Origin of the sequence: Microvirga sp., assembly GCF_014699075.1 — a bacterium.
GTDB lineage: Bacteria > Pseudomonadota > Alphaproteobacteria > Rhizobiales > Beijerinckiaceae > Microvirga.
Map to the genome: position 1 here is coordinate 168,949 of NZ_JACXAB010000006.1, position 25,642 is coordinate 194,590.

The 25,642-nt window shown below is 65.2% G+C and carries 25 protein-coding genes; 14 read left to right on the plus strand and 11 right to left on the minus strand.

Going from position 1 to position 25,642, the window contains the following annotated elements; all coding sequences use genetic code 11:
• Positions 1 to 15 precede the first annotated feature (15 nt).
• Both IC232_RS12235 and IC232_RS12240 read left to right on the plus strand, forming a co-directional pair.
• A complete protein-coding gene (locus IC232_RS12235) occupies positions 16 to 495 on the plus strand; it encodes a class I SAM-dependent methyltransferase (protein WP_312895158.1) in 480 nt (159 codons plus the stop codon).
• A 37-nt stretch (positions 496 to 532) separates the two neighbouring features.
• A complete protein-coding gene (locus IC232_RS12240) occupies positions 533 to 751 on the plus strand; it encodes a hypothetical protein (protein WP_190845249.1) in 219 nt (72 codons plus the stop codon).
• A 6-nt stretch (positions 752 to 757) separates the two neighbouring features.
• Here the strand turns inward: IC232_RS12240 and IC232_RS12245 are convergent, their stop codons facing one another.
• Positions 758 to 2,317: a helicase HerA domain-containing protein gene (locus IC232_RS12245; protein WP_190845250.1), complete on the minus strand. Its 1,560-nt coding sequence runs from the start codon at positions 2,315 to 2,317 to the stop codon at positions 758 to 760.
• A 205-nt stretch (positions 2,318 to 2,522) separates the two neighbouring features.
• Between IC232_RS12245 and IC232_RS12250 the strand changes: the two genes are divergently transcribed.
• Positions 2,523 to 2,735, plus strand: coding sequence for a hypothetical protein (locus tag IC232_RS12250; RefSeq protein WP_190845251.1), 213 nt, complete (start codon positions 2,523 to 2,525; stop codon positions 2,733 to 2,735).
• Here the strand turns inward: IC232_RS12250 and IC232_RS12255 are convergent, their stop codons facing one another.
• Positions 2,736 to 4,247 (minus strand): MDR family MFS transporter, encoded by a 1,512-nt coding sequence (locus IC232_RS12255; protein ID WP_190845252.1) that lies wholly within the window; start codon positions 4,245 to 4,247, stop codon positions 2,736 to 2,738.
• A 188-nt stretch (positions 4,248 to 4,435) separates the two neighbouring features.
• On the opposite strand from IC232_RS12255, the gene IC232_RS12260 reads away from it, so the two are divergent.
• The 3 genes from IC232_RS12260 to IC232_RS12270 are packed head-to-tail and all read left to right on the plus strand — an operon-like array spanning position 4,436 to position 6,981.
• Positions 4,436 to 5,626: a winged helix-turn-helix domain-containing protein gene (locus IC232_RS12260; protein ID WP_190845253.1), complete on the plus strand. Its 1,191-nt coding sequence runs from the start codon at positions 4,436 to 4,438 to the stop codon at positions 5,624 to 5,626.
• Between the two features lie 60 nt (positions 5,627 to 5,686).
• On the plus strand, positions 5,687 to 6,439 hold the full coding sequence (locus IC232_RS12265; protein ID WP_190845254.1) for a phosphatase PAP2 family protein: 753 nt from the start codon (positions 5,687 to 5,689) through the stop codon (positions 6,437 to 6,439).
• Positions 6,436 to 6,981 (plus strand): regulatory protein RecX, encoded by a 546-nt coding sequence (locus IC232_RS12270; RefSeq protein WP_190845255.1) that lies wholly within the window; start codon positions 6,436 to 6,438, stop codon positions 6,979 to 6,981. The genes IC232_RS12265 and IC232_RS12270 overlap by 4 nt, the downstream gene beginning before the upstream one ends.
• On the opposite strand, the gene IC232_RS12275 is transcribed toward IC232_RS12270, so the two are convergent.
• A complete protein-coding gene (locus IC232_RS12275; RefSeq protein WP_190845256.1) occupies positions 6,978 to 7,523 on the minus strand; it encodes a GNAT family N-acetyltransferase in 546 nt (181 codons plus the stop codon). The two genes, IC232_RS12270 and IC232_RS12275, sit on opposite strands and share 4 nt — an antisense overlap.
• Before the next feature lie 153 nt (positions 7,524 to 7,676).
• Between IC232_RS12275 and IC232_RS12280 the strand changes: the two genes are divergently transcribed.
• A complete protein-coding gene (locus IC232_RS12280; protein ID WP_190845257.1) occupies positions 7,677 to 8,099 on the plus strand; it encodes an OsmC family protein in 423 nt (140 codons plus the stop codon).
• A 135-nt stretch (positions 8,100 to 8,234) separates the two neighbouring features.
• Here IC232_RS12280 and IC232_RS12285 read toward each other — a convergent pair whose 3' ends face one another.
• The 3 genes from IC232_RS12285 to IC232_RS12295 are packed head-to-tail and all read right to left on the minus strand — an operon-like array spanning position 8,235 to position 11,109.
• Positions 8,235 to 9,218 (minus strand): TRAP transporter substrate-binding protein, encoded by a 984-nt coding sequence (locus IC232_RS12285; RefSeq protein ID WP_190845258.1) that lies wholly within the window; start codon positions 9,216 to 9,218, stop codon positions 8,235 to 8,237.
• 31 nt (positions 9,219 to 9,249) lie between these two features.
• Entirely contained in the window at positions 9,250 to 10,557 is a 1,308-nt protein-coding gene (locus IC232_RS12290; RefSeq protein ID WP_190845259.1) for a TRAP transporter large permease, read from the minus strand.
• 6 nt (positions 10,558 to 10,563) lie between these two features.
• Positions 10,564 to 11,109, minus strand: a complete 546-nt coding sequence (locus IC232_RS12295) for a TRAP transporter small permease (protein WP_190845260.1) — start codon at positions 11,107 to 11,109, stop codon at positions 10,564 to 10,566.
• 482 nt (positions 11,110 to 11,591) lie between these two features.
• Here IC232_RS12295 and IC232_RS12300 point away from each other — a divergent pair, with 482 nt between their 5' ends.
• The 3 genes from IC232_RS12300 to IC232_RS12310 all read left to right on the plus strand — a co-directional run bounded on the left by IC232_RS12300 (position 11,592) and on the right by IC232_RS12310 (position 14,808).
• Positions 11,592 to 12,806 carry a putative DNA modification/repair radical SAM protein gene (locus IC232_RS12300; protein ID WP_190845261.1) on the plus strand — a complete coding sequence of 405 codons (1,215 nt, stop codon included), beginning with the start codon at positions 11,592 to 11,594 and terminating at the stop codon, positions 12,804 to 12,806.
• A 166-nt stretch (positions 12,807 to 12,972) separates the two neighbouring features.
• Positions 12,973 to 14,415, plus strand: a complete 1,443-nt coding sequence (locus IC232_RS12305) for a UdgX family uracil-DNA binding protein (protein WP_190845262.1) — start codon at positions 12,973 to 12,975, stop codon at positions 14,413 to 14,415.
• A gap of 120 nt (positions 14,416 to 14,535) precedes the next feature.
• Positions 14,536 to 14,808 carry a DUF4242 domain-containing protein gene (locus tag IC232_RS12310; RefSeq protein WP_190845263.1) on the plus strand — a complete coding sequence of 91 codons (273 nt, stop codon included), beginning with the start codon at positions 14,536 to 14,538 and terminating at the stop codon, positions 14,806 to 14,808.
• A 109-nt stretch (positions 14,809 to 14,917) separates the two neighbouring features.
• On the opposite strand, the gene IC232_RS12315 is transcribed toward IC232_RS12310, so the two are convergent.
• Complete coding sequence (locus IC232_RS12315) at positions 14,918 to 16,192, minus strand: cation:proton antiporter (protein ID WP_190845264.1); 1,275 nt, start codon at positions 16,190 to 16,192, stop codon at positions 14,918 to 14,920.
• 147 nt (positions 16,193 to 16,339) lie between these two features.
• Here IC232_RS12315 and IC232_RS12320 point away from each other — a divergent pair, with 147 nt between their 5' ends.
• On the plus strand, positions 16,340 to 18,460 hold the full coding sequence (locus tag IC232_RS12320) for a transglycosylase domain-containing protein (protein WP_190845265.1): 2,121 nt from the start codon (positions 16,340 to 16,342) through the stop codon (positions 18,458 to 18,460).
• A 267-nt stretch (positions 18,461 to 18,727) separates the two neighbouring features.
• Complete coding sequence (locus IC232_RS12325; protein ID WP_190845266.1) at positions 18,728 to 19,075, plus strand: DUF1330 domain-containing protein; 348 nt, start codon at positions 18,728 to 18,730, stop codon at positions 19,073 to 19,075.
• Here IC232_RS12325 and IC232_RS12330 read toward each other — a convergent pair.
• From IC232_RS12330 to IC232_RS12340, 3 genes are all read right to left on the minus strand, one after another.
• Entirely contained in the window at positions 19,060 to 20,259 is a 1,200-nt protein-coding gene (locus tag IC232_RS12330) for a multidrug effflux MFS transporter (protein WP_190845267.1), read from the minus strand. The genes IC232_RS12325 and IC232_RS12330 overlap by 16 nt on opposite strands.
• 256 nt (positions 20,260 to 20,515) lie before the next feature.
• Positions 20,516 to 21,259: a M48 family metallopeptidase gene (locus tag IC232_RS12335; RefSeq protein WP_190845268.1), complete on the minus strand. Its 744-nt coding sequence runs from the start codon at positions 21,257 to 21,259 to the stop codon at positions 20,516 to 20,518.
• 76 nt (positions 21,260 to 21,335) lie between these two features.
• Entirely contained in the window at positions 21,336 to 22,598 is a 1,263-nt protein-coding gene (locus tag IC232_RS12340) for a polyhydroxyalkanoate depolymerase (protein WP_190845269.1), read from the minus strand.
• Positions 22,599 to 22,847: 249 nt separating this feature from the next.
• On the opposite strand from IC232_RS12340, the gene IC232_RS12345 reads away from it, so the two are divergent.
• Together IC232_RS12345 and IC232_RS12350 are read left to right on the plus strand one after the other, a co-directional pair.
• Positions 22,848 to 24,203, plus strand: a complete 1,356-nt coding sequence (locus IC232_RS12345) for an ActS/PrrB/RegB family redox-sensitive histidine kinase (protein ID WP_409564927.1) — start codon at positions 22,848 to 22,850, stop codon at positions 24,201 to 24,203.
• 81 nt (positions 24,204 to 24,284) lie between these two features.
• Complete coding sequence (locus IC232_RS12350; protein ID WP_152568916.1) at positions 24,285 to 24,842, plus strand: ActR/PrrA/RegA family redox response regulator transcription factor; 558 nt, start codon at positions 24,285 to 24,287, stop codon at positions 24,840 to 24,842.
• A gap of 163 nt (positions 24,843 to 25,005) precedes the next feature.
• Here the strand turns inward: IC232_RS12350 and IC232_RS12355 are convergent, their stop codons facing one another.
• Entirely contained in the window at positions 25,006 to 25,503 is a 498-nt protein-coding gene (locus IC232_RS12355; protein WP_246812173.1) for an MmcB family DNA repair protein, read from the minus strand.
• Between the last annotated feature and the right edge of the window lie 139 nt (positions 25,504 to 25,642).

Sequence of the window (25,642 nt, forward strand, 5' to 3'; positions counted from 1 at the left end):
ACCACTCCTTTCATTATTGATCTTGCAGGTCGTTACCTTCCTCCTCCGGGCAGGTTCCTCGACTTCGGCTGTGGGACTGCCGATCTGGCTGCTCTCGCCCTCGCTCATGGGTATGATGCCTACGGCGTGGATACGTTCCTGGGTGTGGGCGACAGCTCGGAAAACCTGAAGATCGCCACTGGAAGGATTGGCTCTCGTGCCTTGGCCATTGATCCGGATCAGCCGATGCCCTTCGAGGATGGCTCCTTCGATATTGTGGCTTCCAATCAGGTCTTCGAGCATGTGTCCGAGCTGGACGGCATCTGCAGCGAGATTGCTCGTGTCACACGTGCTGGCGGACTCCTGCTGGCGCTAATGCCGACCTCGGAAGTCTTATGGGAGGATCACCTGAAGATGCCGTGGGTGCATCGTCTTCCCGTCGGGTCGGAACGGCAGCGCATGCTCATGAAAGCTTTTCGCCGAATGGGCTTCGGCACGGCAGGCATCCGACGATGAATGGCTCAGCAGGGCAGACGCGATCCTGCGCGGGGAGGTGTTCCACCGTCCGGTCAGTGAGTACGTTTCCGCGTTCAGCAAGCATTTCCGGCTGCTCGCCGAGGATGAGCCGGCATGGGCTCGCTACCGGATCGAGCGCCATCCGCTCCTCAAGCGCGGCTCTGCCCTGGCCGAATTGCCAGGCACCGACAGCCTTATGCGGCAAGCCGTGCGCCGAGCGGCGGGAGCCGTTCTCGTGCTGCAACGCCTGGCGTAACGAACCCTACCCCACCGCGAACAGATCCCGCGTCTCCGGTCCTTGCGGCTCCTCGAAGGCGTTCGGGTCGCCGGGGGCGGTTTCCCAGCCGAGATCGGGGAGCGCGATGATGCGCAGGCCGCGCGGGTCGTTGCGGGTCACGACGATGTTGCGGCTTTCCATATAGGCGATGAGGCGCCGCGCCCGGCCGGGCGAGCGGCTGCCGCAGGCGCGGGCAATCTCGCCGTCCGGCGGGCAGGGTGAGCTTTCCATCGCCGCGCGGGCGATGAGCAGGTAGATGCCCTGGATGTCCTCCGTGAGATCGGCCGCGAAGGCGACGGCGCGGTCCCATTCGGTTCCTTGAGCGGTGGCCATATCGACGCCGGCACGGGCGACCGCCAGGCGGCGGCGGAAGGCGTTGAGGTTCAACGGCTCGCCGGCAACCCGACGGATGCGGCAGCGGACGAGAAAATCCTGATACAGCACGGCCACGGAGCGGAAGGCCGCCTCCGAGTCGTCGAGGATCTCGCGCAGGATCGCGTCGAGGGTGGCCTCGCGCTCGGCTTTGGACTGCTCGGTCTCCTCCGCCTGCGGCTCGGGTGCTGCGGCAGGCCTTGTGCGGGCGAGCTGAGCGAGAAGATCGTTCGTGGAAGGAGCCGGCGGGGGCGGAGGTGCGCGTCGCGGCATGACGGGGCGGGCCGCCACCTCGTCCTCGCCCGCCTTGAAGATGAGGTCGCGGGCGTCTTCCTTCGGCTGCTCAGGCAGCGGCATGAGCGTGAAGGTGCCCGTGCGGGTGGAGGTCTCCACTGCGCCGATGCGGATCGGCAGCGGGCGGCGCGACAGGGCGGGGCCCAGCGCTACGAAATGACCGCGCTCGAGGTCGCGGAACATCTCGGCCTGGCGGCGCTCCATGCCCAGAAGATCGGCGGCGCGGGCCATGTCGATGTCGAGGAAGGTGCGGCCCATGAGGAAGTTCGAGGCTTCCGCCGCCACGTTCTTGGCGAGCTTGGCGAGGCGCTGGGTGGCGATGATGCCGGCCAGTCCGCGCTTGCGGCCGCGGCACATGAGGTTGGTCATGGCGCCGAGCGAGACTTTTCGGGCTTCGTCCGAGACCTCGCCTGCGGCGGCGGGGGCAAAGAGCTGCGCCTCGTCCACCACCACGAGCATCGGATACCAGTAGTCGCGCTCCGCATCGAAGAGGCCGCCGAGGAAGGCCGCCGCGCAGCGCATCTGTGCCTCCGTGTCGAGGCCCTCCAGGCTCAGCACCACCGAGACCCGGTGCTGGCGCACGCGGGCGGCGATGCGCTGCAGGTCGCCCTCGGACCGGGAGGCATCCACCACCACATGGCCGAACTTGTCGGCGAGGGTGACGAAATCGCCCTCGGGGTCGATGATGGCCTGCTGGACGAGGTTGGCGCTCTGCTCGAGAAGGCGGCGCAGGAGATGCGACTTGCCGGAGCCCGAATTGCCCTGGACGAGCAGACGCGTCGCCAGAAGCTCCTCAAGATCGAGCAAGGCCGATTGTCCCCCGGGGGCGGAGGACGCCATTCCCGAAGAGACCTGTCCCATGTCGATGCCAGCCTTCATCAGCCTCCCTCGTGCCAGTTCAGAACAATCCGGCACGGTCCTAACACGGCAAGGCTTAAGGAAGTGCCGGTCGCAGGCAAGCTCTCCACAGGCGAGATGCCGTATCCCCAGCCACGACGCCGCAGGATGAAGGGAAACACTAGGGACGGAAACACTTGGGCTTGAGGATCATTAATCCGGTCCAAAGCTCCGCCCAGGATGGATGATGCCTATCCCCGCTTACCGAATCACCGATAACGCCCCGGTTGTCCAAGCCCAGAGCACGACCCCCGGCACGGAGACGCCAGGGTCGCAGACCACGCCACCCGGCGCAGCGGAGACGGAAGGAGCCTTCGGCATCCTCGGGATGATGATCTCGGGCCTGATCATCATCTTTGCCATCGTGCTGCTCTACATGCGCTCGCGCAATCGACGCTGATCAATCGGCGATTACGGCTTCCGCTGCCTTCACGGTGTTCCCGCGCAGAGGCTTCTCCTCCAGGGCGAGGAGAAACGCGAGGGAGAGGCCGAAGCCGACGATGGCTGCCAGGAACACGTAGCTGAACACGTCGGCGAGATTGACCCCGCTCCGGGCTGCCGCCTCGCCCAGGGCCTCGAAGCTGGCTGCCCCCGTTACGCCTGAGCCGCTGAGCACGATGGCGCCGAAGATCGCCACGATGAAGGCCCCGCCGAGCGAGCGGAAGAAATTGGCCGTGCCCGTGGCGGTGCCCATCTCGTGCGGCGCCACGGCGTTCTGGGTCGTGACCATGGTGACGGGCAGAACCGTTCCCAGGCCGATGCTGATGATGCCGAGCAGGATCTCGACGGCCAGGATGGACAGGGACTGCCCATAGAGAACAAGCACGCCCGTGGCGACCATGGCCACCAGAAGACCGCCGGTGGGAAGGCGCTTGTAGTGCTTCACCTTCGCCATCGTGCGGCCGGAGAGCGTCGCCCCGACCACCGTGCCGGCCATGAGGGGAATGAGCGCGAGGCCCGACAGGCTTGCGGAGAGGCCGCGCACCGTCTCGAAATAGACCGGCAGATAGATGGTGAGCCCGATATAGGTGCCCATGCCGAAGCAGGCCGAGAGGGTCGCCATGCGGACCACGGGATTGTGCAGCACCCCGGGCGGGATCAGGGGTTCGGGCGCAAGCTTCATCCGCAGCGCAAACAGAACCCAGAGCCCGAGGGAGCCGGCGATGAGGCCGATGATCGGCAGAGAGCCCCAGGGAAAGCGGATGCCGCCCCAGCTCAGGGCCAGGAGCAGGACGACGGTGGCCGTCACGAGCAGGGCGGCGCCGAGAAGATCGAGCCGATGCGGACGCTCGAACCGCGGCAGCTTCTTCAGGCTGCGATAGGCAATTCCAAAAGCGACGAGACCCAGCGGGATGTTGATCCAGAAGATCACCGACCAGTGCAGTTTCTCGGCAAAGAAGCCGCCGAGCACAGGCCCGAGCAGGCTCGAGGACATGAAGACGCTGGCGAAATAGACTTGGTAGCGCCCGCGCTCCTTCGGCGGCACGATGTCGGCGATGATGGTCTGCGCCACGGCGATCAATCCGCCCCCGCCGATGCCCTGCAGGCCGCGGGCCAAGATGAGGAAGACCATGCTGGGCGCCAGCGCGCAGGCGATGGAGCCGATGATGAAGATCACGATGCCAACCAGCATGATGACCCGCCGGCCATAAGAATCGCTGAGCTTGCCGTAAAGAGGCGTCACGGCCGTGGAGGTCAGGAGATAGACCGTCACGATCCAGGACAGGTGCTCCAGGTCGCCGAGTTCATGACCGATGGTAGGCAAGGCCGTTGCAATAATGGTCTGGTCGAGGGCCGCCAGGAACATGGCGAGCAGCACGCCGGTGATGATGGTGCGAATTTCGCCGTGAGTCAGGGCTTTGCTCTGGCCCGCATGCGCTTGTGCTGAGGGTGACTGGTCCATCGTGTCCATCGTGTTCCGGCAGGCTCATCTAGGGGACAAGCCGAGGCTGTGTCGAACCTCCGCCTGCAGGGCTGCTATGCGTACCGGCTCAAGACTGAGCTAAGTGGCGGCTCCATCCACAGGTTCCGCCTTTTCGCTGACGGTTTCGAGGTCCTGCCTCTGGCAAGGGTCGATCCTGTTCCTCTATTGTTCGCACCATGCCGTCCCGCACCCACATTACACGCGCCCAGGCCCGGCGGATCGCGCTGGCCGCCCAAGGTCTTCATGAAGGCCGCCCCAATGCGGCAACGAAGCGCCACGTGAGCCGCGTGCTGCAGCGCTCGCACCTGCTCCAGATCGATTCGGTCAACGTGCTGGTGCGCGCCCATTACATGCCGCTGTTCTCACGGCTTGGCTCCTACGATCGCGGCCTGCTCGAAAAGACCGCCTATCATCCCAAGAAGCGTGAGGCGTTCGAGTATTGGGGGCACGAGGCCTCCCTGATCCGGCTCGACCTGCAACCGCTCTTCCGCTGGCGCATGGAGCGCGCGGCGCGGGGCGAAGGCACCTATGGCGGCCTTGCCAGATTCGGGCGCGAGAAGCGCGCCTTCATCGAGGAGGTGCGCCGCGAGATCGAGGCGCGCGGGCCGATCGGCGCGGGCGAGCTCTCCATCGGCGGCAAGGGGCAGGGCTCCTGGTGGGGCTGGAGCGACGGCAAGCGGGCGCTCGAATGGCTGTTCTGGGCAGGCCAGGTCACCACCGCCACACGACGGGGTTTCGAACGGGTCTACGACCTGCCGGAGCGGGTGCTGCCCTCCGAGATCCTCAACATGCCGACTCCCTCGGCCGAGGAGGCGCAGCGGGAACTGCTGCGGCTGTCCATCCGGGCGCTCGGCATCGCGTCGGAACGCTGCCTGCGCGACTATTTCCGCCTGGAGCCGCAGGACGCCAAGGCGCGCATTCCCGAACTGGTGGAAGCGGGCGACCTCATCCCCATCACCGTCGAGGGCTGGGGTCCGGTCTATCTCGACCCGCAGGCCAAGATCCCGCGCCGGGTCGAGGCGCGGGCGCTGGTGTCACCCTTCGATCCCATCGTCTGGGAGCGCACGCGCACGGAGCGGCTATTCGATTTCCGCTACCGGATCGAAATCTACACCCCGGCCGAAAAACGCGAGTTCGGCTATTACTGCCTGCCCTTCGTGCTGGGCGAGCGGATCGTCGCCCGCGTGGATCTCAAGGCCGACCGGGCTGCGGGCAATCTCATCGTCCACTCCATCCACCCGGAAGCCTCGGTTGCACCCGAGGAAATCGCCCCCGCCCTCGGGGACGAGCTGCGTCTCATGGCAGAATGGCTCAATCTCGGCTCCATCACGGCGCCGAAGGGATGGCGGAAGCCGTTGCAGGTTTGAGCCCCACGAAACCGCGCACAAGGCTCGCCAGACGTCCCGACCTCCCTATGTCATGAGGCCATGAACACGCTTCTCACCCCTGCCACCCGCCTGTGGTTCCGCCTGCGGCTCAACGAGATCGGCCCGCTGCTCTCCGTATCCGCCTGCGGCTTCTTCGTCTGGGCCTTCATCACGCTTGCCGACGAGGTGCAGGAGGGGGAGACCCATGCGCTCGACAGCGAGCTTCTGCTGGCGCTCCGCGATCCGCAGAACCCGGCCAACCCCCTCGGCCCCTCCTGGATGGAGGAAGCGGCCCGGGACATCACGGGGCTTGGCGGCTACGCCATTCTGTCGATCATTACCCTGGCCACGTGGGTTTATCTGATGATGACCCGTCGGCAGGGCGCAGCACTTCTGGTGATTGTCGCCATCGTCGGGGGCACACTGATCTCAACCGGCCTCAAGATGGGCTTCGAGCGGCCGCGGCCGGACCTGGTGCCCCATGCCACCCGGATCTACACGGCCAGCTTCCCCAGCGGTCATGCCATGATGTCGGCGATCACCTACCTGACCCTCGGCGCCCTGCTCGCCCGCGTGGAGAAAAGCAGGCGCGCCAGCGCCTTCATCATGGGGCTGGCCATCATCATGACCCTGCTGGTCGGCGTGAGCCGCGTCTATCTCGGCGTCCACTGGCCGAGCGATGTGGTCGCCGGCTGGTCGGTGGGCGCAGCCTGGGCGGCCCTGTGCTGGTTCGTGGCCCTCCAGCTGCAGCGGCGCGGACAGGTGGAGAAGCCGGGCGAAACCTCGCGCTCATCCGACGATAAGTTGGAATGACGGACGAGAGCGAAAAGCCCGTCCGCAAGCCGCCGCGCAAGGTGACGGCGGCCTACCTGCAGCGGGCGGCCATGTCCTATCTCGAACGCTATGCCTCCTCGGCCGAGAACCTGCGCCGGGTGCTGCGGCGTAAGGTCGACAAGCGCTGCCGCCTGCGCGGCGAGGATCCGGCCGAGTTCCACGAGATGATCGACGAGGTGGTGGCGAGAAGCTTGAAAATCGGCCTTATCGACGACACCCGCTACGCCGAGGCTCGCGTCGCCACCTTGCGCCGCCGGGGCGGCTCGGCCCGCGCCATCCAGGCGAAACTCTCGGCCAAAGGGGTCGACCGGGGTACCATCGCGGCGGCGCTCGAAGGCGAGGAAGGCGACGAGGCGCAGGCGGCCCGCGCCTTTGCCCGCCGCCGCAAGCTGGGACCTTTTCGCCCGGGCGAGCGGGCGCCCTATCGCGACAAGGATCTCGCCGCCATGGCCCGTGCAGGCTTTCGCTTCGACGTTGCGCGGAGCATCATCGAGGGCGAGCGGGAGGAGGACGAGGTTTAAACGCTGTCCCGCACGAACATGATCGTGGGATTGTCCTTGTAGGCTGTGCGGCAGAACTCCCGGTAGCCGCATTTCTCCGCCACGCGGATGGACGGCTCGTTCTCGGGAGCGATGATGCAGGCGGTGCGCACGGGGCCGAAATGCGCCTCGCCCCAGGCGATGGCAGCGCGTGCGGCCTCCGTGGCATAGCCCCGCCCATGCTGGTCACCGGCGAGCACCCAGCCGATTTCCGGCATGCCGTCGAGGGAGGGGTCGATATCGCGCTTGAAGTTGCCGAACCCGACCTCGCCCACGAACCGGCCCGTCTCCCTGTCGGTCACAACCCAGTAGCCGAAGCCCAGAAGCGACCAGTGACCGGCATAGCGGAGCATCCTGGCCCAAACCTCCTCCCGGGTGGAGGGCTTGCCGCCGATGAACCGAACGCTTCCCGGATCGGTCCAGAGGGCAAGGGAATCGGCGAAATCATCGAGCCGATGCCCGCGCAGGACGAGGCGCTCAGTCTCGATGACCGGAACGGCGGTGGCGGAGAAGAGCTTCGACATGGGTTACTCTGATCGTTTCATTATAGCGGCCGGCATACAGGTCAGCGTTTCAGGGCTCAAGAGGCACGCTGACGAACGGCTTTGCAGAAGAAGGCCTGGAGGCTGACGCCTCCTGTCCTAGATCACCAACCTCACCGCACAAGGAGATCAGGAATGAACCGCAAGGCAAGAGCCGTCTGGCAGGGCACGGGCAAGGAAGGCACCGGCCACCTCACCTCGGATTCCGGCGTTCTGTCCTCGACGCCCTATTCCTTCAAGACGCGCTTCGAGAACGAGAAGGGCACGAACCCGGAAGAACTGATCGCCGCCGCCCATGCAGGCTGCTTCACCATGGCGCTCGCTTTCCAACTTCAAGGCGCAGGCTTCACGCCGAACGAGCTGGCCACGGAAGCGGTGGTCTCCCTCGAACAGGAGGGCGGCGGATTTGCGATCAAGAAATCGGCCCTGACGCTGAACGCCAACGTGCCGGGCATCGACCGCGCCAAGTTCGAGGAACTCGCCCGCGCGGCCGAGAAGAACTGCCCCGTGTCGAAGGTGCTCAACGCTGAAATCACGATGGATTTCACGCTGGCGTAAGTCTCGCTTTCAGAACGCGTCATCCCGGGGCTGCGGAGCAGAACCCGGGATCGGCGGACAAGAATGGCGACGCATCCTGAAAGCGATCCCGGATCGGCTGACGCCGTCCGGGATGACGCTTGAATTTTCTGCCTACTATGACCCCGCCTTCTTGTAGGCATCGACGATGGCCTGCCCGTCAGGGCCGGCCTTCTTCAGCCAATCGGCCGTCAGCTGCTCGCCGACCTTCAGGAGGCCTGCCTTCAGCTCGGGTCCTGGAGGCTGCACCTTCATGCCCTTCGCGGTCATCTGCTCCACGTACCACTTGGTCTTTTCCTGCGCGGTCTTCCAGCCCCGCTCCTCGGCCGTCTTGGCAGCCTTCAGCACGGCCTCCTGGGTTGGCTTGTCGAGAGCATCGAACGCCGCCTTGTTCACGAAGGTGATGTTCTTCGGAATCCAGGCCTGCGCGTCGTAGAAGTGGGTGAGCGATTCCCACACTTTCGAGTCATAGCCTGTCGCGCCCGAGGTCATGAAGGTGTTGACCACGCCGGTGGCGAGCGCCTGCGGCAGGTCGGCGGCCTGCACCGTCACCGGTTGCGCGCCGACGAGTTCGGCGATGCGGGCGGTGCCGGGATTGTAGGAGCGCCACTTCACGCCCTTCAGGTCTTCGACGGTGTTGATGTCCTTCTTGGCGAAGATGCCTTGCGGCGGCCACGGCACCGCGAAGAGCAGCATCAGGCCCTGGCTCGACAGCTTCTTCTCGAGCGCCGGACGCTGCACGTCCAGGAGCTTCTTCGCCTGGTCGAACGAGGTGGCGAGGAAAGGCACCACGTCGAGGCCGTAAACCGGGTCCTCGTTCTCGTGCAGCGACATCAGCACCTCGCCGGCCTGGGCCTGTCCGGTCTGCACCGCGCGCTTGATCTCGGGCGCCTTGAACAGCGAGGCGTTGCCGTGGACCGTGATCTGCAGCTTGCCGCCGGTGGCATCCGCCACATCCTTGGAGAAGGCGTTCAGGTTCTCGGTGTGGAAGTTGTCCGGCGGATAGGCCGCAGGCAGGTTCCATTTGGTCTGCGCTAGGGCGGGTGCTGCCATCAGCAGAACACCGGCGAGGCTTAAAGAGAAGCGCGTCATGTGTTTCATCGGTTTGTCTCCCTCTTTGTTGTGAACGAGCTTAATTCGGAAAGGCCATCTGCGGCAGCAGCATGACAATGCTCGGGAACACCGTGATGATCGCCACCGCCACCACGAGCAGGAAGAAGAACGGCAGCGAGGCCAGGGCCACCGTGTTCGAATCCTTGCCCGACATGGTTTGCAGCACGAAGAGGTTGAAGCCGACCGGCGGCGAGACCTCGGCCATCTCGACCACGAGAATGAGGAAGATGCCGAACCAGATCAGGTCGAAGCCTGCCGTCTTCACCATGGGGATCACCACCGCGGTGGTGAGCACGATCATGGAGATGCCGTCGAGCGCGGTGCCGAGCAGGATGTACATGATCGTGAGCGCTGCGATGAGCGCGTAGGGCGAGAGGTGCAGACCGTCGACCCACGAGGCGAGCGCCTGGGGAATGCCCGTATAGGCCATGGAGGTCGACATGAACGAGGCGCCGGCCAGGATCAGCATGATCATGCAGGTGATCCGCGTCGTGCCCATGACGCTTTTCCAGAACGAGTCCCACGACAACGAGCCCGACCACCAGGCAATGGCGAGCGAGCCGAGCACGCCCCAGGCGGCGCATTCGGTGGCCGTGGCCCAGCCGAGCAGCAGGGTGAGGAACACGAGCGTGATCAGGAGGGCCACGGGGATGAGGTTGGCCGATTCCCGCAGCTTCTCGCGAAAGCTCATGGTCGGTTCGGGCGGGGGCGCCTTCTTCGGGTTGAGCATCGACCACACGGCGATGTAGCCGGAATAGAGCGCCATCACGAGAAGGCCCGGCAGGAAGCCGGCGAGAAAGATCTGGATGATCGAGACGTTCGCCGCCACCGCATAGACCACCATCGTGATCGAGGGCGGGATGAGGATGCCGAGCGTGCCGGCGCCGGCGAGCGACCCCAAGCTCACCATGTCGTCGTAGCCGCGCTTCTTCAGCTCCGGCAGGGCGATCTTGGCCACCGTCGCGCAGGTGGCGGCGGACGAGCCGGAGACCGAGCCGAAGATGCCGCAGGCGAGCACATTCACGTGCATCAGCCGCCCAGGGAGCCAGTTGAGCCAGGGCGCGAGGCCGCGGAACATCTCCTCCGACAGCCGGGTGCGGAACAGGATCTCGCCCATCCAGATGAAGAGCGGCAGCGCCGCAAGCGTCCAGGAGGCGGAATTGCCCCAGATCGTGGTGGCGAGCACGGAGCCTGCCGGAATGCCGCCACCCACGAACTGCATGCCGACCCAGCCGCAGGCCATGAGCGCAATGGCGATCCACACGCCGCCCGCGAGCAGCACCGCGAGCAGCAGGAGCAGCAGGCCGGAAATCTCGATGAGTTCCATGTCGCCCTACACTCCGCTCTGGATCGCGCGCTCCACCACCTCTTCGGCCGTGGTGGCGGGCGGCTTCTCATAGCGCGGGTCGCCGCCGCGCAGCACATGGATGAACTCGTCGAGAAAGGCGATGAACAGGATCACGAGGCCGGTGGCATAGCCGATCTGGGGGATCCAGAGCGGAATCGCCAGCACCCCCTGAGCCATGTCGTTGAAGCGCCAGCTGTCAAAGGTCAGTTGCACCGCATGCCAGGCGAAGAAGCCCACGAAGCCGAGCCCGATCACGAGGGAGAACATCTCGAACCACCAGCGGGTGCGCCCCTGCACGCGATCGGTGAGCAACCCCACCCGGATCATCTCGCCGGACCGGAAGGTGTGGGCCAGCCCCAGGAACGCCATCGCGGCCATCGACCAGGAGGCGAGGTCGTCCCCGGCCGGGATGTTGATCCCGATGCCGCGCCCGAGGGAGAGGCCCATCATCAGCAGGAAGATCACGATCAGAAACAGGCCAGCGAGATAGCCGGCGAAGAGATAGAGGCCGTCGAGAGCGGAACGGAGCATGCAGTCTGTTTTCTTTCGCGCCCGATGCGCGAGCCAGAGCTTAACCCGACGGCAGGCGGGGGCAAGGGCTTCAATGGGACTGAATGCACAAGCTTTCCGTCTTTGCTGCGCAAGGTGTGGGCAGGGATGAGCGTCAGACCGGATGTCATCCCGGACGAAGCGCAGCGAAGATCCGGGATCGGACGCACAATAGAGCCCATGTTTCCCTTCCCCGTGTGGAGAGCGGGTGCTGCGCAGCGGCTGGGGGGTGTGAGCGATAGCCTATTCAGGTCCGGCGCCGGCACCCCCAATTCCAACTCCTCTGCACAAGGGGGAGGAGGGCTCCCGCGCTACATTCCTCACGCGATCTCGGGTTCCGCAGACTTGGTCCCGGATGACCTTGGAAAGCAACCTCCCGTGCGACCTCCCGCCCTCTCCAGGAACCCTCGCCAGCACCCTATCTTCATGCTAGAACAAAAAGCGAACAATTCAGCGAAAGACCCATGGACGAGAAGCTTTCGAAGAAGCTGCGCATCCTGGCGGACGCGGCCAAGTATGACGCCTCCTGCTCCTCCTCCGGAGCGCCCAAGCGCAAGTCGGATCCCGACGGCCTCGGCTCCACGGTGGGGACTGGGATCTGTCACGCCTACACGCCGGATGGGCGTTGCGTGTCGCTGCTCAAGATCCTGCTGACGAACTACTGCCTGTTCGACTGCGCCTATTGCGTAAACCGGCGCTCGTCCAACGTGAAGCGGGCGAAGTTCTCGGTCGACGAGGTGGTGACCCTCACGGTCGAGTTCTACAAGCGCAACTACATCGAGGGGCTGTTCCTGTCCTCCGGCATCATCCGCTCGCCCGACTACACGATGGAGCAGATGATCCTGGTGGCGAAGAAGCTGCGGCGCGATCACGGCTTTCGCGGCTACATCCACCTGAAGACCATCCCTGAGGCGAGCCCCTGGCTCATCGAGGAGGCGGGCCTGTGGGCCGACCGCCTGTCGATCAACCTCGAACTGCCCACAGAAAAGAGCCTGGAGCAGCTGGCGCCCGAGAAGGACGGTGCCTCCATCGAGACCGCCATGGCGCAGATGTCCGAGCGCATCGAGGAGGCACGCGAGGAGCGCCGGCATTTCTCGCCCGCCGGACAGACCACGCAGATGATCGTCGGCGCCGACGAGACGACGGACGCGGATGTCTTGCGCAAATCCGCCACGCTCTACGGCCACTACGCCATGAAGCGCGTGTATTACTCGGCTTTCAGCCCGATTCCGGATTCGAGCGCGATCCTGCCGCTCAAATCTCCGCCGCTCATGCGCGAGAACAGGCTGTACCAAGCCGATTGGCTGCTGCGCTATTACGGCTTCGACGTGGACGAGATCGCCTCGTCGGCCGAGAAAGGCATGCTCGACCTCGATGTCGACCCGAAGCTCGCCTGGGCGCTCAAGAACCGCCACCGCTTTCCGGTGGACGTGAACCGGGCCGAGCGCGAGATGCTGCTGCGCGTGCCGGGCCTCGGTGCCCGCGCAGTCGACAAGATCGTGGTGGCGCGCAAGCACACGACCTTGCGCCTAGAGGATGTCGCCCGCCTGACCTCCGGGCTCAAGCGCGCCAAGCCCTTCCTCATCACGGCCGATCACCATCCGAAAGCACGGCTCGACAAGCTCGACCTGCGCGAACGGCTGATCGAGAAGCCGGAGCAGCTGAGCTTGTTCGTATGAACCGTCCATTCAACTGTCATTCCGGGGCCGCGCAGCGGAGCCCGGAATCCATAAACTCGACGTATCAAGATGGGGCGATCAGCGTCGCATCTCTTCTTGCACCGTCAGCGGTTATGGATTCCGGGCCCTCGTTTCACTCGCCCCGGAATGACAGTGGAGGAACCCCATGACCCTCCACCGCATCACCTTGAAAACCGGCGCGGATCTCCACGGTTTCCGCAAGGCCGTGCGCTGGCTGATTGCCGAGGAGTTGGCGCCGCAGCATGTGATGTTTGCCGTCGACGATGCGCCGGGACTCTTCGGCGACGAGACGGTCGCCATCGCTCCGCCGGTCGCGATCCCGAAGGGTGTGTCGCGGCTGATCGAGCAGGTGGTCTGCCACAGCGATCCCGAGCGCTACGCCCTGCTCTACAGCCTCGTCTGGCGCGTCCAGAATGGTGAGCGCGAGCTGTTGGAGGTCGCGAGCGATCCGCTCGTCCACCGCATCGACCTGATGGCTCGCTCCGTGCGCCGCGACCTGCACAAGATGCACGCCTTCGTGCGCTTCCGCCGGATGGGAGGCCATGAGCTTGAGCGCTTCGCGGCCTGGTTCGAGCCGGAGCATTTCATTCTGGAGGCGGCAGCGCCCTTCTTCGTCGACCGCTTCCGTTCGATGGATTGGACGATCCTCACGCCCATCGGCTCGGCGCGCTGGGACCGGCATGAGCTCGCCTTCGGGCCTCCCAGGCGGCGCGAGGATGCCCCGGATGAGGACAGCTTCGAGGAGGGGTGGCGCGGCTATTACGAGAGCATATTCAACCCGGCCAGGGTGAACCCCACGGCCATGCGGGCGGAGATGCCCAAAAAGTATTGGCGCAACATGCCGGAGACCGCCGCAATCCCCGGCTTGATCCAAACCGCCGCCCAGCGCGTTGAACGGATGATCGAACAGGAGGCGACGATGCCCGCCAAACGCACGCCTGAACGCGCCATTGAAGCTATGTGGGATCAGGAACCGAAGACGCTTGAAGAGCTCAACGCCATCATCGCCAAGGCGGGACCGCTGGTGCCCGGCGCCACCCAGGCGGTGTTCGGCGAAGGCCCGCATCATGCGGAAATCGTCTTCGTCGGCGAGCAGCCGGGCGACCAGGAGGACCTGCAGGGGCGGCCCTTCGTGGGGCCCGCCGGCAAGCTTCTCACCCAGGCCATGCGGGAAGCCGGAATCGAGCGCGAACAGGTCTATCTCACCAATGCGGTGAAGCATTTCAAGTTCGAGCAGCGCGGCCACCGGCGCATCCACGCCAAGCCCACCACCGGCGAGGTGAAGCACTACCGGCCCTGGCTGATGAAGGAGCTGGAGCTGGTGCGGCCGAAGCTCATCGTCGCTCTGGGAGCCACCGCCGTTCTGGCACTGTCCGGCAAGGCGACGCCGATCACCCGCTCGCGCGGACGCGCCACGTTCGGCCCTTACCAGGGCTACATCACCGTGCATCCGAGCTATCTGCTGCGGCTGCCCGACGAGGCAACGAAGCGCGAGGCCTACGAGGCGTTCCTGGGCGATCTGCGCCGCATCCACGATTTGGCACAGGCGGATCTGGAAACGGGCGAGCTGCGGCTGGCGGCGGAATAGGCAGGGGCGCGGCCTACCCCTCCAGGGGAATTGCCAGCCTAGCGACAAGAGCAGACCCTGGCCGCGCCGGAGCCGCTTTGGTTCGGCACAGGGAGGCGCCGGAAAACCGGCGGAAGAGCCATGCCGCAATTCGTAATCGAGCGAGACATGCCGAACGTGGGCAATCTGTCTGCTGTGGATCTGCAGCAGGCATCGAGAACCTCGTGCGATACCCTGCGCGAGCTGGGACCCGAGATCCAATGGGTTCACAGCTACGTCACGGACGACAAGATCTACTGCGTGTACCGGGCGCCGGATGAGGGAATGATCCGCGAGCATGCCCAGAAGGCAGGCTTCCCGGCCGACAGCATCTCGCAGGTCCGCGCAGTGATCGATCCGACCACGGCGGACTAAAGCATCGGACCCAAAAGCGGACTTGCCCTTTTGGGATCAGATCCGATGATTTCTTCTTGGATGAGAGCATCGTGTGGTCCGGACCCGGAGGGCCGCACGATGCTCTCATTCAGGCTTCCGCCTGAGCGGCTTCTTTCCGTCGAGACGCACGCATCATGAGCTTTCGTCGGCGATCGAGGTGCCGCATCGCCGGCGTGACCGTAATGCCGTGCAGCACGATCGACACCAGGATGATGAATCCCGCCGTGCTCCAGAGCAAGTTGGCGTTGTCGAATTTCGCGTGATGCAGGGCATAGGCGAGATAATAGATCGAGCCGAGCCCGCGGATTCCGAAGAAGCTGATGGCCGCCTTCTCATCCGGTGGCGGATCGGTGCCGATCAGCCCGATCCATCCGGCGAGCGGCCGCACCACGAACAGCGCCAGCAGGCCGAAGACGGCAGCCTGCCATGTAAGGGCGGAGAACAGGTCCCCGCCCGTCATGGCGCCCCCGAGCAGGACGAGCAGCACCATCATCATGAGGCGCTCGAGTTCCTCGGCGAAGTCGTGAAGCTTGTTGTGATACTCATGTTCGGGCTTCGTCGCCCGCAGGGCCAGCGCCGCCACGAAAACCGCCAGGAAGCCGTAGCCTCTGACCATCTCGGTCAGGCCATAGGCAATGCAGGTGATGCCCAGCGCCACGAAGCCGGCACCCGTGCGGGAGAGCTTGGCCCGGTTCGGCAGGTGGAAGGTCAGCCAGCCGAGCGCCCGCCCGATTGCGTAGCCCATGCCGATGCCCGCTGCGATTTTCCAGACGACCGCATAGGCGAACCATTCCGCCACGTTGGCGAGACTTCCCTCCTGCGCGAAGGCGATGGCGAGCAGAACGAACGGGAAGGCGAGGCCGTCGTTGAGGCCCGCCTCCGAGGTGAGGGTGAAGCGGACCTCATCCTCCTCGCTGTCGCCGGGCGGCCCCACCTGCACGTCGCTGGCGAGCACCGGATCGGTCGGGGCAAGCGCAGCTCCAAGCAGCAATGCAGCCGCAAGGCTCAAGCCCAGAAGGCTGGTGCCGAGCCAGGCAAGGGCGAGGATCGTGAGCGGCATGGCGATGCCGAGAAGCCGCCAGGTGAGCCGCCACCGCTTCCAGCCGAAGGGCCGGTCGATCTTCAGGCCCGCACCCATGAGCGAAACGATGACCACGAACTCGCTCATCCGCTCGACGATGGCGAGTTCCTCGTTGGGATGGGGGATCACACCCGGCAGATCGGGAAAGGCGAAGATGAGCGCACCGAGCCCAACGCAGAAGATCGGCAGGGACAGGGGCAGTTCCTTCAGGACCATGGGAAGCCAGGCGGTCAAAAGGACAACCACCCCGAACCCGGCCAGCACGACGATGTAAGCGCTCATAAGGCAGCGAACGCGGGCCAGACTCGGCAGTTCCGCCCGACGAGGGGTTAATCCCCGTTAACTGCCCCTTAAACCGCCACAATTAGGGTGCCTCAGAGCATGAAGGTCGGACCCTATACCGGCTCAATCAATGCGGGGTTTTAAGACGTGGCGAACGGACGTGACCGGCGCGAGCCGGTGTTCGATGCGCCCGCTGGGCAGGCGGGGGAGCTTGATTTTCACCTCTCGCCCGAGGACCGGGCAGGGGGAACAATGGCGCGCAGGCGAGCTTCTGGACCAAGCGGCGGCAGGCCTTCCCGTCCCAGGAAGGTGAAGCGCCGCAGCGGCCGCTCCCTGTTCCGTAAGCTGATCTATGCCGGGCTCGTGCTCTGCCTCTGGGGCGTGATCGGCGTCGGCGGCATCGTGGCCTATTATGCCTCGCAGCTTCCCCCCATCGACCAGCTTGCCGTTCCCAAGCGCCCGCCGAACATCGCCATCCTGGCGAGCGACGGCTCGTTTCTCGCCAATCGCGGCGAGACGGGCGGGCGCACGATGACGCTGAAGGAACTGCCGCCCTACCTGCCCAAGGCGTTCATCGCCATCGAGGACCGGCGCTTCTACGACCATTACGGCATCGACCCGATCGGCATCGGCCGCGCGATCTACCGAAACCTGAGCAACAGCGGCGGCCTGCAGGGCGGCTCGACCCTGACGCAGCAGCTCGCCAAGAACCTGTTCCTGACCCAGGAGCGCACCGCCTCGCGCAAGATCCAGGAGGCGATCCTGGCGCTCTGGCTCGAGCGCAACTACTCGAAGGACCAGCTCCTCGAACTCTATCTCAACCGGGTCTATTTCGGCGCCGGTGCCTATGGCGTCGAGGCGGCCGCCCAGCGCTATTACGGCAAGTCCGCGCGCAGCGTGTCGCTGGCGGAAGCCGCCGTGCTGGCGGGCCTCGTCCAGTCGCCCTCGCGGCTTGCCCCCAACCGCTATCCGGAGCGGGCGCAGGCCCGCGCCGAACTCGTGATCGCGGCCATGAACGACCTCGGCTTCATCACCCCGGGCATGACCAAGACGGCGCTTGGCGCGCCGGCCGAGCCCGTGCGCCCGAACGGCGCGGGATCGGCCAATTACGCGGCCGATTACGTGATGGACGTGCTCGACGATTTCGTCGGCACGGTGGAGTCCGACATCATGGTCTCGACCACCGTCGAGCCTGCCCTGCAATCCGCAGCCGAACGCGTGCTCGTGGACGAGCTCAACGCCAAGGGCCAGAAGTTCAACGTGAGCCAGGGCGCGGTCGTCGCGATGCAGCCGGACGGGGCCGTGAAGGCCCTGGTCGGCGGCCGCAACTACGAGACGAGCCAGTTCAACCGGGCCATCGCGGCCCGCCGCCAGCCGGGCTCGTCCTTCAAGCCCTTCGTCTATCTTGCCGCCATGGAGCGGGGCTACACGCCCGACATGGTGATGGAGGATGCGCCCGTGGCCTATAAGGGCTGGGCGCCGAAAAACTACGACCGCAAATACCGCGGGCCGATCACGATCCGCGATGCGCTGGCGCTCTCACTCAACACCGTGGCGGTGAAGCTCAACATGGAGGTGGGCCCCAAAACCGTGGTGCAGACCGCGCAGCGCCTCGGCATCTCGTCGCCGCTCCAAGCCAACGGCTCGCTGGCGCTGGGCACCTCCGAGGTGACGCCGCTGGAGCTGGTCTCCGCCTACGCGGCCTTCGCCAATGGCGGCATCGGCGTGACGCCCTACGTGATCACCCAGGTGAAGACCACCGACGGCAAGCTCATCTACAAGCGCCCTGGCTCAGGCGGCCTCGGACGCGTCATCGACCCTGGCGTCGTGGCCCAGATGAACGAGATGATGCACAACGTCTTCGTCATCGGCACCGCCCAGAAGGCGCAGATTCCCGGCTGGACTCTCGCCGGCAAGACGGGAACCACCGACGATTACAAGGATGCCTGGTTCGTGGGCTTCTCCGGCAACCTCGTGGCCGGCGTGTGGCTCGGCAACGACGACGGCGCGCTCACCAAGCGCGTGACCGGCGGCAACCTGCCTACCGAGGTCTGGCACAACTTCATGACGGTAGCCCTCAAAGACCAGCAGCCCGTGCCCCTGCCCGGCCTCGAGCGCATGCGCGCACCGTCCGACATTCCCGTGGCCGGCGCTGGAGGCGCTCCGCGCTACGCCAACGCGGACGGCGAAGGCAGCTGGGTCGCGCCCGCGCCCCAGCGGCGCGCCAGCCGCGAGAAGAACTTCTTGGAGAAGCTGTTCGGGCTTTAAGGCGCTGTCGTTGTCACCCTGACGCTGTCATTCCGGGGCCGCGAAAGCGGAGCCCGGAATCCATAATCACGACGGCTCAAAGAAGTGCAACCAGCGTTGCACCTTATTCTGCAATGTTAGCGGTTATGGATTCCGGGTTCGGCTCTGAAGAGCCGCCCCGGAATGACAGCGGTGAGGTTGAACAAACCCGTAAGAAATTACCCCGCACGTAATCGCCAGCCCTCTCGCCACACGGCATGCTCCCTTCATCACAAGAAGGAGCCTGTCATGCCTGCCTATGCTGTCGGTCATCTGCACGATGTAACTATCGGTCCCGGCATCGTCGCGTATCTCCAGCGCATCGACGCGACGCTTGAACCCTTTGGCGGCCGCTTCCTGCTTCATGGCGAACCCGTGGAGGTGCTGGAAGGATCGTGGTCGGGAGATCTGGTCGTGATCGAATTTCCCGACAAGGAGAGCGCCCGTGCGTGGTATGCCTCTCCCGCCTATCGGCACATCCTGCCGCTGCGCAGCGAGAACGCCAGCAGCGTCGTCTTTCTCACCAACGGAGTGCCGGCCGATCACAAGGCGACGGATGTGCTCGCAGGACTCCCGGCGGATCAACCCTTGGGCTGATGCCCTCGTGCACGGCCTGTCATGAGGAACAGCACAAGCGCCAGCACACCGGTGGCGGCGATCGTCGCAGGCAGCGGAATGGCCGAGGCATCGAGGTTGCGCCCAAGGGCGATGCCCACGATGGCCGCGAACGTCATCTGGCAGATGCCGAGCAGCGACGAGGCCGCGCCGGCCCGCTCCGGAAAGGGCATCAGCGCCGAGGCCATGGATTGCGGCATGGTGAGCCCGACGCCGATGCCGTAGATCGCCATGGGGGCGCTGATGCCGAGCGACGAGGGCACGCCCATTAACACGAGCGTCAGCATGGTGGCGCCGCCGACGGCAAGGCACGTGACGCCGAGCTGGATGGTGCCGTCGAGCCCGCGCCGTCCCACGAGATGCTGCGCGAGAAAGGTGCCGCTCATGAAGCCCACCACCACGAAGGTGAAGGAAAAGGCAAAGGACAGTTCATCCAGCCCGTAGATCTTCTGCAGCACGAAGGACGAGCCGGAGATGAAGGCGAAGAGTCCGCCATAAGTGAGCATGGAGAGGCCCACATAGGTCCGGTAGCCTGGGTGACCGAGCAGCAGCTTGAAGCCGCGCAGGATCGCCCCGAAGGAGATCGGCACCTCCGACTTTTTCCGTATGCTCTCGGGCATGCGCAGGCTGATGACGGCCGCCATGGCGATGCCGAACAGGATCATGACCGCGAAGGTCACGCGCCATCCCGAGACGCGCTCGATGACGCCGCCGAGGATCGGGGCTGCGGCCGGCACCACGCCCATGATCGTGCCCATGCGTGATAATTCCCGTCCGGCCCTTGGTCCCTCGTAGAAGTCGCGCACGATGGCGCGCCCGAGCACGATGGGACCGGACGCGCCCAAAGCCTGGAGGAAGCGCGCGCCGATCAGGGTCTCGATATTGGGCGCGAAGGCGCAGATGAGGCTTGCCAGGGTGAACAGCCCGAGCCCGAAGAGCAGCACGGGCTTTCTCCCGATCCGGTCGGAGATCGGCCCATAGAAGAACTGCCCGGCGGCAAAGCCGAGGAGAAAGGCGGAGAGCGTGAGCTGCGTCTGGCCCGTCGTCGCCCCAAGGCCTGCCGCGATCGCGGGCAGCGACGGCAGGTACATGTCCGTCGAGAGCGGCCCGAGTGCAGTGAGCAGCGCCAGGACGATGGTGAGGGCGAGCGTGTCGGGCTTGAGCATTCTTTTGGGACAGATGCGTGAATGACAGATCGGACTAAGCCGAAACGGAGGACCTGTCACCCGTTAAGACGCTGCTCTCGTTATCGCCGGCCTCGCCCCTTCACTCCGTCTCGTTTCCCTCCGACCTCATCCTGAGGAGGCGCGCAAGCGCCGTCTCGAAGGAGGATCCAGAGAACACTGGACGATCCTTCGAGACGCAGACTGCGTCTGCTCCTCAGGATGAGGTCAGTGGTTCAAAGAGGAATGATGTGGGATTTCACCCAATCCGGTGCAGGGCGCTGCCGTAGGTTTTGAGCCAGGCCTCCGCCTCGTCGGTGCGGGGGCAGAGCTGGTGGGTGATCTTCCAGAAGCGGTGGGAATGGTTGAGCTCGCGCAGGTGGGCCACCTCGTGGGCGGCGAGATAGTCCAGCACGAAGGGCGGGGCCATGATCAGGCGCCAGGAGAAGTTGAGCGCTCCGTTGGCCGAGCAGGAGCCCCAGCGGCTCTTGGTGTCGCGCACGGTGATGCGCTTGGCCGAAACCCCGAGCTGGGCCGTATGCTTCCTCACCGCGATGGTGAAATCCTTCTTGGCTTCCGCCTCGAGGAAATCCCGCACCCGGCGGGCCACATGGGCCGCCTCGCCCGCGACCGCGATGATCGGCTCGCCGGCGCCGCCCTTCGTGGCCTGAGTGACGCCGCGAATCGAGGACCAATGGACGATCCGGTGCAGGACGCCGCGAACGGGCACCAGCGCGCCCGGCTCGAAGATCACCCGCTCGGGCACCTTGGCGAGGCGGGTGGCGATCCATTGGCTGTGGCTGTCGGCGAATTTCTGGGCCAGGCCCACATCGGTGCGCTCGGGGATCGACAGCACGACCTCGCCGGTCGCGTTGGAGACGCGCAGCGTGATCCGTTTGGCCGTGGGACGGCGTTTGAGGGCCACCTTAAAGGCGTGGCCCTCATGCAGAACCTTGAGATGAGGCGGGTCCGCAGGGACGCGGCGGAACAGGGCGGATTTCATGTCCGCAATCTGCCCTGTCACGCTGATTCTGTCAGCGCAGCCGTTTGCCGCTCCTAGGAACGTATCAAGAACAGGCTCAGGCTCTTGACGCCTTCTTCCGGGCTGGTTCTCGATCGTGAGCCTCAATGAATTCAGCGATTCGAGGAGCGATCTGAGACCGGAACCGAGAACCGTTGAAGACACCATAATGACCGACCTTGGCCTGCAGATGATAGAGCTTCTTGTCGGAGGACAGGTTGGGGGTCAGCTCGAGGGCGGCGAGCGTCTGGCCCACGCCCGAGATGTCGTCACGCTCGCCTTCGACCGCCATGATGGCGCAGCGCCGGATGGACATGAGGTCCACGGGCTGGTCCCGGTGCATCATCTCGCCCTTGGGCAGCTCGTGGTTCACGAACACCTTCTCGACGGTCTGGAGGTAGAACTCGGCGGTCAGGTCCATGACGGCGAGGTACTCATCGTAGAATTCCCGGTGCTTCTCGGCCGAATCGCCGTCGCCCTCCACCAGGTGGTTGAACATGTCGTAATGGGCCGTCAGGTGCCGGTCGATGTTCATGGCCATGAAGCCGGAGAGCTGCTGGAAGCCCGGATAGACATCGCGCCAGAAGCCCGGATGGGACGGCGGCACCTTGGTGATGCAGTGGCGCTCGAACCAGTCGATGCCGCGCTCCTCGGCCAGCCTGTTCACGGCCGTGGGGGAACGGCGGGTGTCGATGGGGCCGCCCATGAGGGTCATGGAGCGCGGGATGAACGGATCGTTCTCGGCCTCGAGGCGGGCGACTGCCGCGATCACCGGGACGGCCGGCTGGCACACGGCCATCAGGTGCAGGTCCGGACCGAAGGCCCGGCACAGGTCCTTGATATAGTCGATATAGTCGTCGAGATCGAAGCGCCCCTCGGCCAGGGGCACCATGCGGGCATCGGTCCAGTCGGTGATCATGACCTGATGCGTGGGCAGGAAGGTCTCCACCGTGCCGCGCAGGAGCGTGGCGTAGTGGCCGGACATGGGCGCCACGATCAGGAGCTTCGGCTGGCTCTTGGCCGCGGGATGATCCCGCTCGAAGGAGATGATTCGGCAGAACGGGCGCTCCCACACGATCCGCTCCATGACCGCCACCTCGGCCCCGTCGATCACGGTGGTGGGCAGGTCGAACGCGGGCTTGCCGTAGCGGCGGGTGGTGCGTTCGAACAATTCGCAGGCGGCGGAAACGGTGCGGCCGTAAGGAGTGTTGTTGAGCGGATTGTCGGGATTATCGAAAAAATGCTTCGTCAAATCGGAGGCTGCACGGGCAGGGCTCAAGAGCCAATGCGCCGTGTCGTACCAAACATAAGAAAAGTTCATCTGTATCCCCAAGGGCCGGGTGCCTGGTTCTCGCCCAATGCGGTAGGCTTTATCCTCAACCGTAATTTTAAGATTAAAGTTCCTTGAGCCTATTGCAACAACCTTGTCCGTCCACTGCGAAAACGGGCACCATACTTTGGTTTCGGTGCATTGCCTGGAGCTTGCAGGCCATATCCCAAGTCATGGGTAGGAAAATAGGCTAAAGCCTGCTGCTTGGCGAACAGGGGGGCGGCCCTATTCTGTTCGATGATGTCCAAGATCGAGCCGAAGAACCTGACGCACCACGCCCGGCACTTGCGCCTGGACACCCTGGTCCGCCTGCGCTGGCTCGCGGTCGCGGGGCAGTCCGCGGCGGTGATCGGGGTCCGCTTCGGCCTCGGATTTCCCCTGCCCTTCGCTCTGTGCCTTCTGGTGATCGTCGCCTCGGTCTGGGTCAACCTGCTGCTGCGCATCCAGTATCCGGCAAGCCACCGGCTCAGCGACAACGTGGCCACGGCGCTGCTCGCCTTCGACATCCTTCAGCTCGCCGGCCTCCTCTACCTCACCGGGGGATTGGAGAACCCCTTCGCCATGCTGTTCCTGGCGCCGGTGCTCATCTCGGCCACGGCGCTCACGCCGGAACGGACCCTCGGGCTCGGGCTTCTTGCCGTGGGCTGCGCGACCTTTCTGGTGCTCGCCCACCGGCCCCTGCCCTGGTTTCCGGGGCAGACCTTCTCCCTGCCCTTCCTTTATGTGAGCGGAATCTGGACCGCGATCCTGCTCGGCACGACATTCACCGGCATCTATGCCTGGCGGGTGGCCGAGGAGGCCCGCCAGCTCGCCCAGGCGCTCGCCGCCACCGAACTGGTGCTGGCCCGCGAGCAGCACCTGTCCCAGCTCGACGGCCTGGCGGCGGCGGCGGCGCATGAACTCGGCACGCCGCTCGCCACCATCGCGCTGGTCACCAAGGAGCTGAGCCATGCCATGCCCAAGGATGGCCCGGTGGGCGAGGATCTGCGCCTCCTGCAGGAGCAGGTGGAGCGCTGCCGCACGATCCTGACGAAGCTCACCTCCATGGACGAAGAAGACGGAGGAGAGTTCCTGGAGACCGTCACGCTCAGCCATCTGGTGGAGGATATCGTCGAGCCGCAGCGGGCGGTGGGCTTCGACGTGAAGGTGATCACGAAGGGCGACGGCCCCGAACCCCTGTGCCGCCGCAATCCGGGAGTGGTCTACGGACTGTCCAACATCCTCGACAACGCCACGGACTTTGCCGAAAGCCAGGTGACGATCGAGGCCTCCTGGTCTCCTCACGAGGTTTTCATCGAGATCCGGGATGACGGCCCCGGTTACGCGCCCGATATCTTGCTCAGGGTCGGCGAGCCCTACGTGACAACACGAAGCGCCGCCGAGCGGACGGAGGACAGCGAGGAGGGCGGCGGACTGGGCTTAGGCCTGTTTATCGCCAAGACTTTGGTGGAGCGATCGGGGGCCGAACTGACCCTGACGAACGCCGCTCCGCCGGCCTCGGGCGCCATCGCGCGGATCGTTTGGCCGCGTCAGGCGTTTGAACGAAGTGCGGCAATTTCGCCGCAGGGAGGTTCGCTGGAGCCTCTCAAAGATTAGGGGATGAATTCCCATATGAGAAAGGAGCTGATCGGGCTCGCCTCATGAAGGAATGTCCTTAAGATGCAAGGAGATATTCTGATGGCCGATGCGCCTGCCGCATTCGAAGATCGCGCCGACAAGAGTCTCTTGATCGTCGACGACGACCGGCCGTTCTCGACGCGTCTGGCCCGTGCCATGGAAGGCCGCGGCTACCAGGTGCGCGTGGCCGAGAGCGTGGCGGACGGCATTGCGGCCGTCGAAAACGAACCGCCGGCCTTTGCAGTGATCGACATGCGCCTCGGCGACGGCAACGGCCTTGACGTGATCGAGCGTCTGAAGCACCGCCGCCCGGATGCCCGCGGTGTCGTCCTCACCGGCTACGGCAACATCGCCACCGCGGTGACGGCCGTGAAGATGGGGGCCTTCGACTATCTCGCAAAACCCGCCGATGCGGATGAGATCCACGCGGCCCTCATGGCCCAGCCGGGCGAACGGGCCCTGCCGCCGGAAAACCCCATGTCAGCCGACCGGGTGCGCTGGGAGCATATCCAGCGGGTCTACGAGCTCTGCGGCCGCAACGTGTCGGAGACGGCCCGGCGCCTCAACATGCACCGCCGGACGTTGCAACGCATCCTCGCCAAGCGCGCACCGCGCTAAACCATCCCCGCAGCTGTCATTCCGGGGCGGCCATGGGCCGAGCCCGGAATCCATAAACACAACGCTTCAGGTGAGAGCGACCGGCGTTGCGACCATTTCTACAACGTTAGCGGTTATGGATTCCGGGCTCCGCTACGCGGCCCCGGAATGACAAGTTAGAGAATCAAAGCCGTCCGTCCGCGATCCTGTCGGGATCGGCCAATGCGTGCAGCAGGGATGCAGCCGCGTGCGCGAAGCGCAGGGTCACGGCCTTGCGGCGCGCACCCGCCAGCGGGTGACGGGACGCCTCGCGCAGGATCGCCGCCCCGAAGCTGTCGGCGATGATCACGCCGCGATCCTCCGGCAGGATATCGAACGGCACCGTCTCCGGCACCGCGAAGTAGAACCGGTCGCAGAAATCCTCGTAATCGGGCCATTTCCGGTCGGCCCGGAAATCGGCCACGCTCGACTTGATCTCGATGATGGTGAGCGCCCCGTCGGGCGCGAGCGCGATGAGGTCGGCGCGCCGGCCATTGGCAAGCGTGAATTCAGGCAGGGTCACGTGGCCGAGCTGTGAGAACAGGCGACGCACACCGCGCTGAACGCCGGCCGCCACCGGCGACTGGCGCCCGTCGACGGGCAGGAGAATGGGACGGGACATGAGTGCAGGCGAATCGGACATGGGTTCAGGGTAGCCGCTCGTAGGCGTCCCGCAACGGTTCCGTTGTCGCGTTTGCGGTTGGCTCGGCAGCCTCGGAATCGTGAACGGAGTGCTGGAACGGCGCAGACAAGGTCGCGTTTCCAGACGCTCGGCGGAAGCC

Excerpts from the sequence above, each read along its gene's own strand:
- IC232_RS12245 (WP_190845250.1), bottom strand. The coding sequence starts at position 2,317 with ATGAAGGCTGGCATCGACATGGGACAGGTCTCTTCGGGAATGGCGTCC.
- IC232_RS12250 (WP_190845251.1), top strand. The coding sequence starts at position 2,523 with ATGCCTATCCCCGCTTACCGAATCACCGATAACGCCCCGGTTGTCCAA.
- IC232_RS12255 (WP_190845252.1), bottom strand. The coding sequence starts at position 4,247 with ATGGACACGATGGACCAGTCACCCTCAGCACAAGCGCATGCGGGCCAG.
- IC232_RS12260 (WP_190845253.1), top strand. The coding sequence starts at position 4,436 with ATGCCGTCCCGCACCCACATTACACGCGCCCAGGCCCGGCGGATCGCG.
- IC232_RS12265 (WP_190845254.1), top strand. The coding sequence starts at position 5,687 with ATGAACACGCTTCTCACCCCTGCCACCCGCCTGTGGTTCCGCCTGCGG.
- IC232_RS12270 (WP_190845255.1), top strand. The coding sequence starts at position 6,436 with ATGACGGACGAGAGCGAAAAGCCCGTCCGCAAGCCGCCGCGCAAGGTG.
- IC232_RS12275 (WP_190845256.1), bottom strand. The coding sequence starts at position 7,523 with ATGTCGAAGCTCTTCTCCGCCACCGCCGTTCCGGTCATCGAGACTGAG.
- IC232_RS12280 (WP_190845257.1), top strand. The coding sequence starts at position 7,677 with ATGAACCGCAAGGCAAGAGCCGTCTGGCAGGGCACGGGCAAGGAAGGC.
- IC232_RS12285 (WP_190845258.1), bottom strand. The coding sequence starts at position 9,218 with ATGAAACACATGACGCGCTTCTCTTTAAGCCTCGCCGGTGTTCTGCTG.
- IC232_RS12290 (WP_190845259.1), bottom strand. The coding sequence starts at position 10,557 with ATGGAACTCATCGAGATTTCCGGCCTGCTGCTCCTGCTGCTCGCGGTG.
- IC232_RS12295 (WP_190845260.1), bottom strand. The coding sequence starts at position 11,109 with ATGCTCCGTTCCGCTCTCGACGGCCTCTATCTCTTCGCCGGCTATCTC.
- IC232_RS12300 (WP_190845261.1), top strand. The coding sequence starts at position 11,592 with ATGGACGAGAAGCTTTCGAAGAAGCTGCGCATCCTGGCGGACGCGGCC.
- IC232_RS12305 (WP_190845262.1), top strand. The coding sequence starts at position 12,973 with ATGACCCTCCACCGCATCACCTTGAAAACCGGCGCGGATCTCCACGGT.
- IC232_RS12310 (WP_190845263.1), top strand. The coding sequence starts at position 14,536 with ATGCCGCAATTCGTAATCGAGCGAGACATGCCGAACGTGGGCAATCTG.
- IC232_RS12315 (WP_190845264.1), bottom strand. The coding sequence starts at position 16,192 with ATGAGCGCTTACATCGTCGTGCTGGCCGGGTTCGGGGTGGTTGTCCTT.
- IC232_RS12325 (WP_190845266.1), top strand. The coding sequence starts at position 18,728 with ATGCCTGCCTATGCTGTCGGTCATCTGCACGATGTAACTATCGGTCCC.
- IC232_RS12330 (WP_190845267.1), bottom strand. The coding sequence starts at position 20,259 with ATGCTCAAGCCCGACACGCTCGCCCTCACCATCGTCCTGGCGCTGCTC.
- IC232_RS12335 (WP_190845268.1), bottom strand. The coding sequence starts at position 21,259 with ATGAAATCCGCCCTGTTCCGCCGCGTCCCTGCGGACCCGCCTCATCTC.
- IC232_RS12340 (WP_190845269.1), bottom strand. The coding sequence starts at position 22,598 with ATGAACTTTTCTTATGTTTGGTACGACACGGCGCATTGGCTCTTGAGC.
- IC232_RS12345 (WP_409564927.1), top strand. The coding sequence starts at position 22,848 with ATGTCCAAGATCGAGCCGAAGAACCTGACGCACCACGCCCGGCACTTG.
- IC232_RS12350 (WP_152568916.1), top strand. The coding sequence starts at position 24,285 with ATGGCCGATGCGCCTGCCGCATTCGAAGATCGCGCCGACAAGAGTCTC.
- IC232_RS12355 (WP_246812173.1), bottom strand. The coding sequence starts at position 25,503 with ATGTCCGATTCGCCTGCACTCATGTCCCGTCCCATTCTCCTGCCCGTC.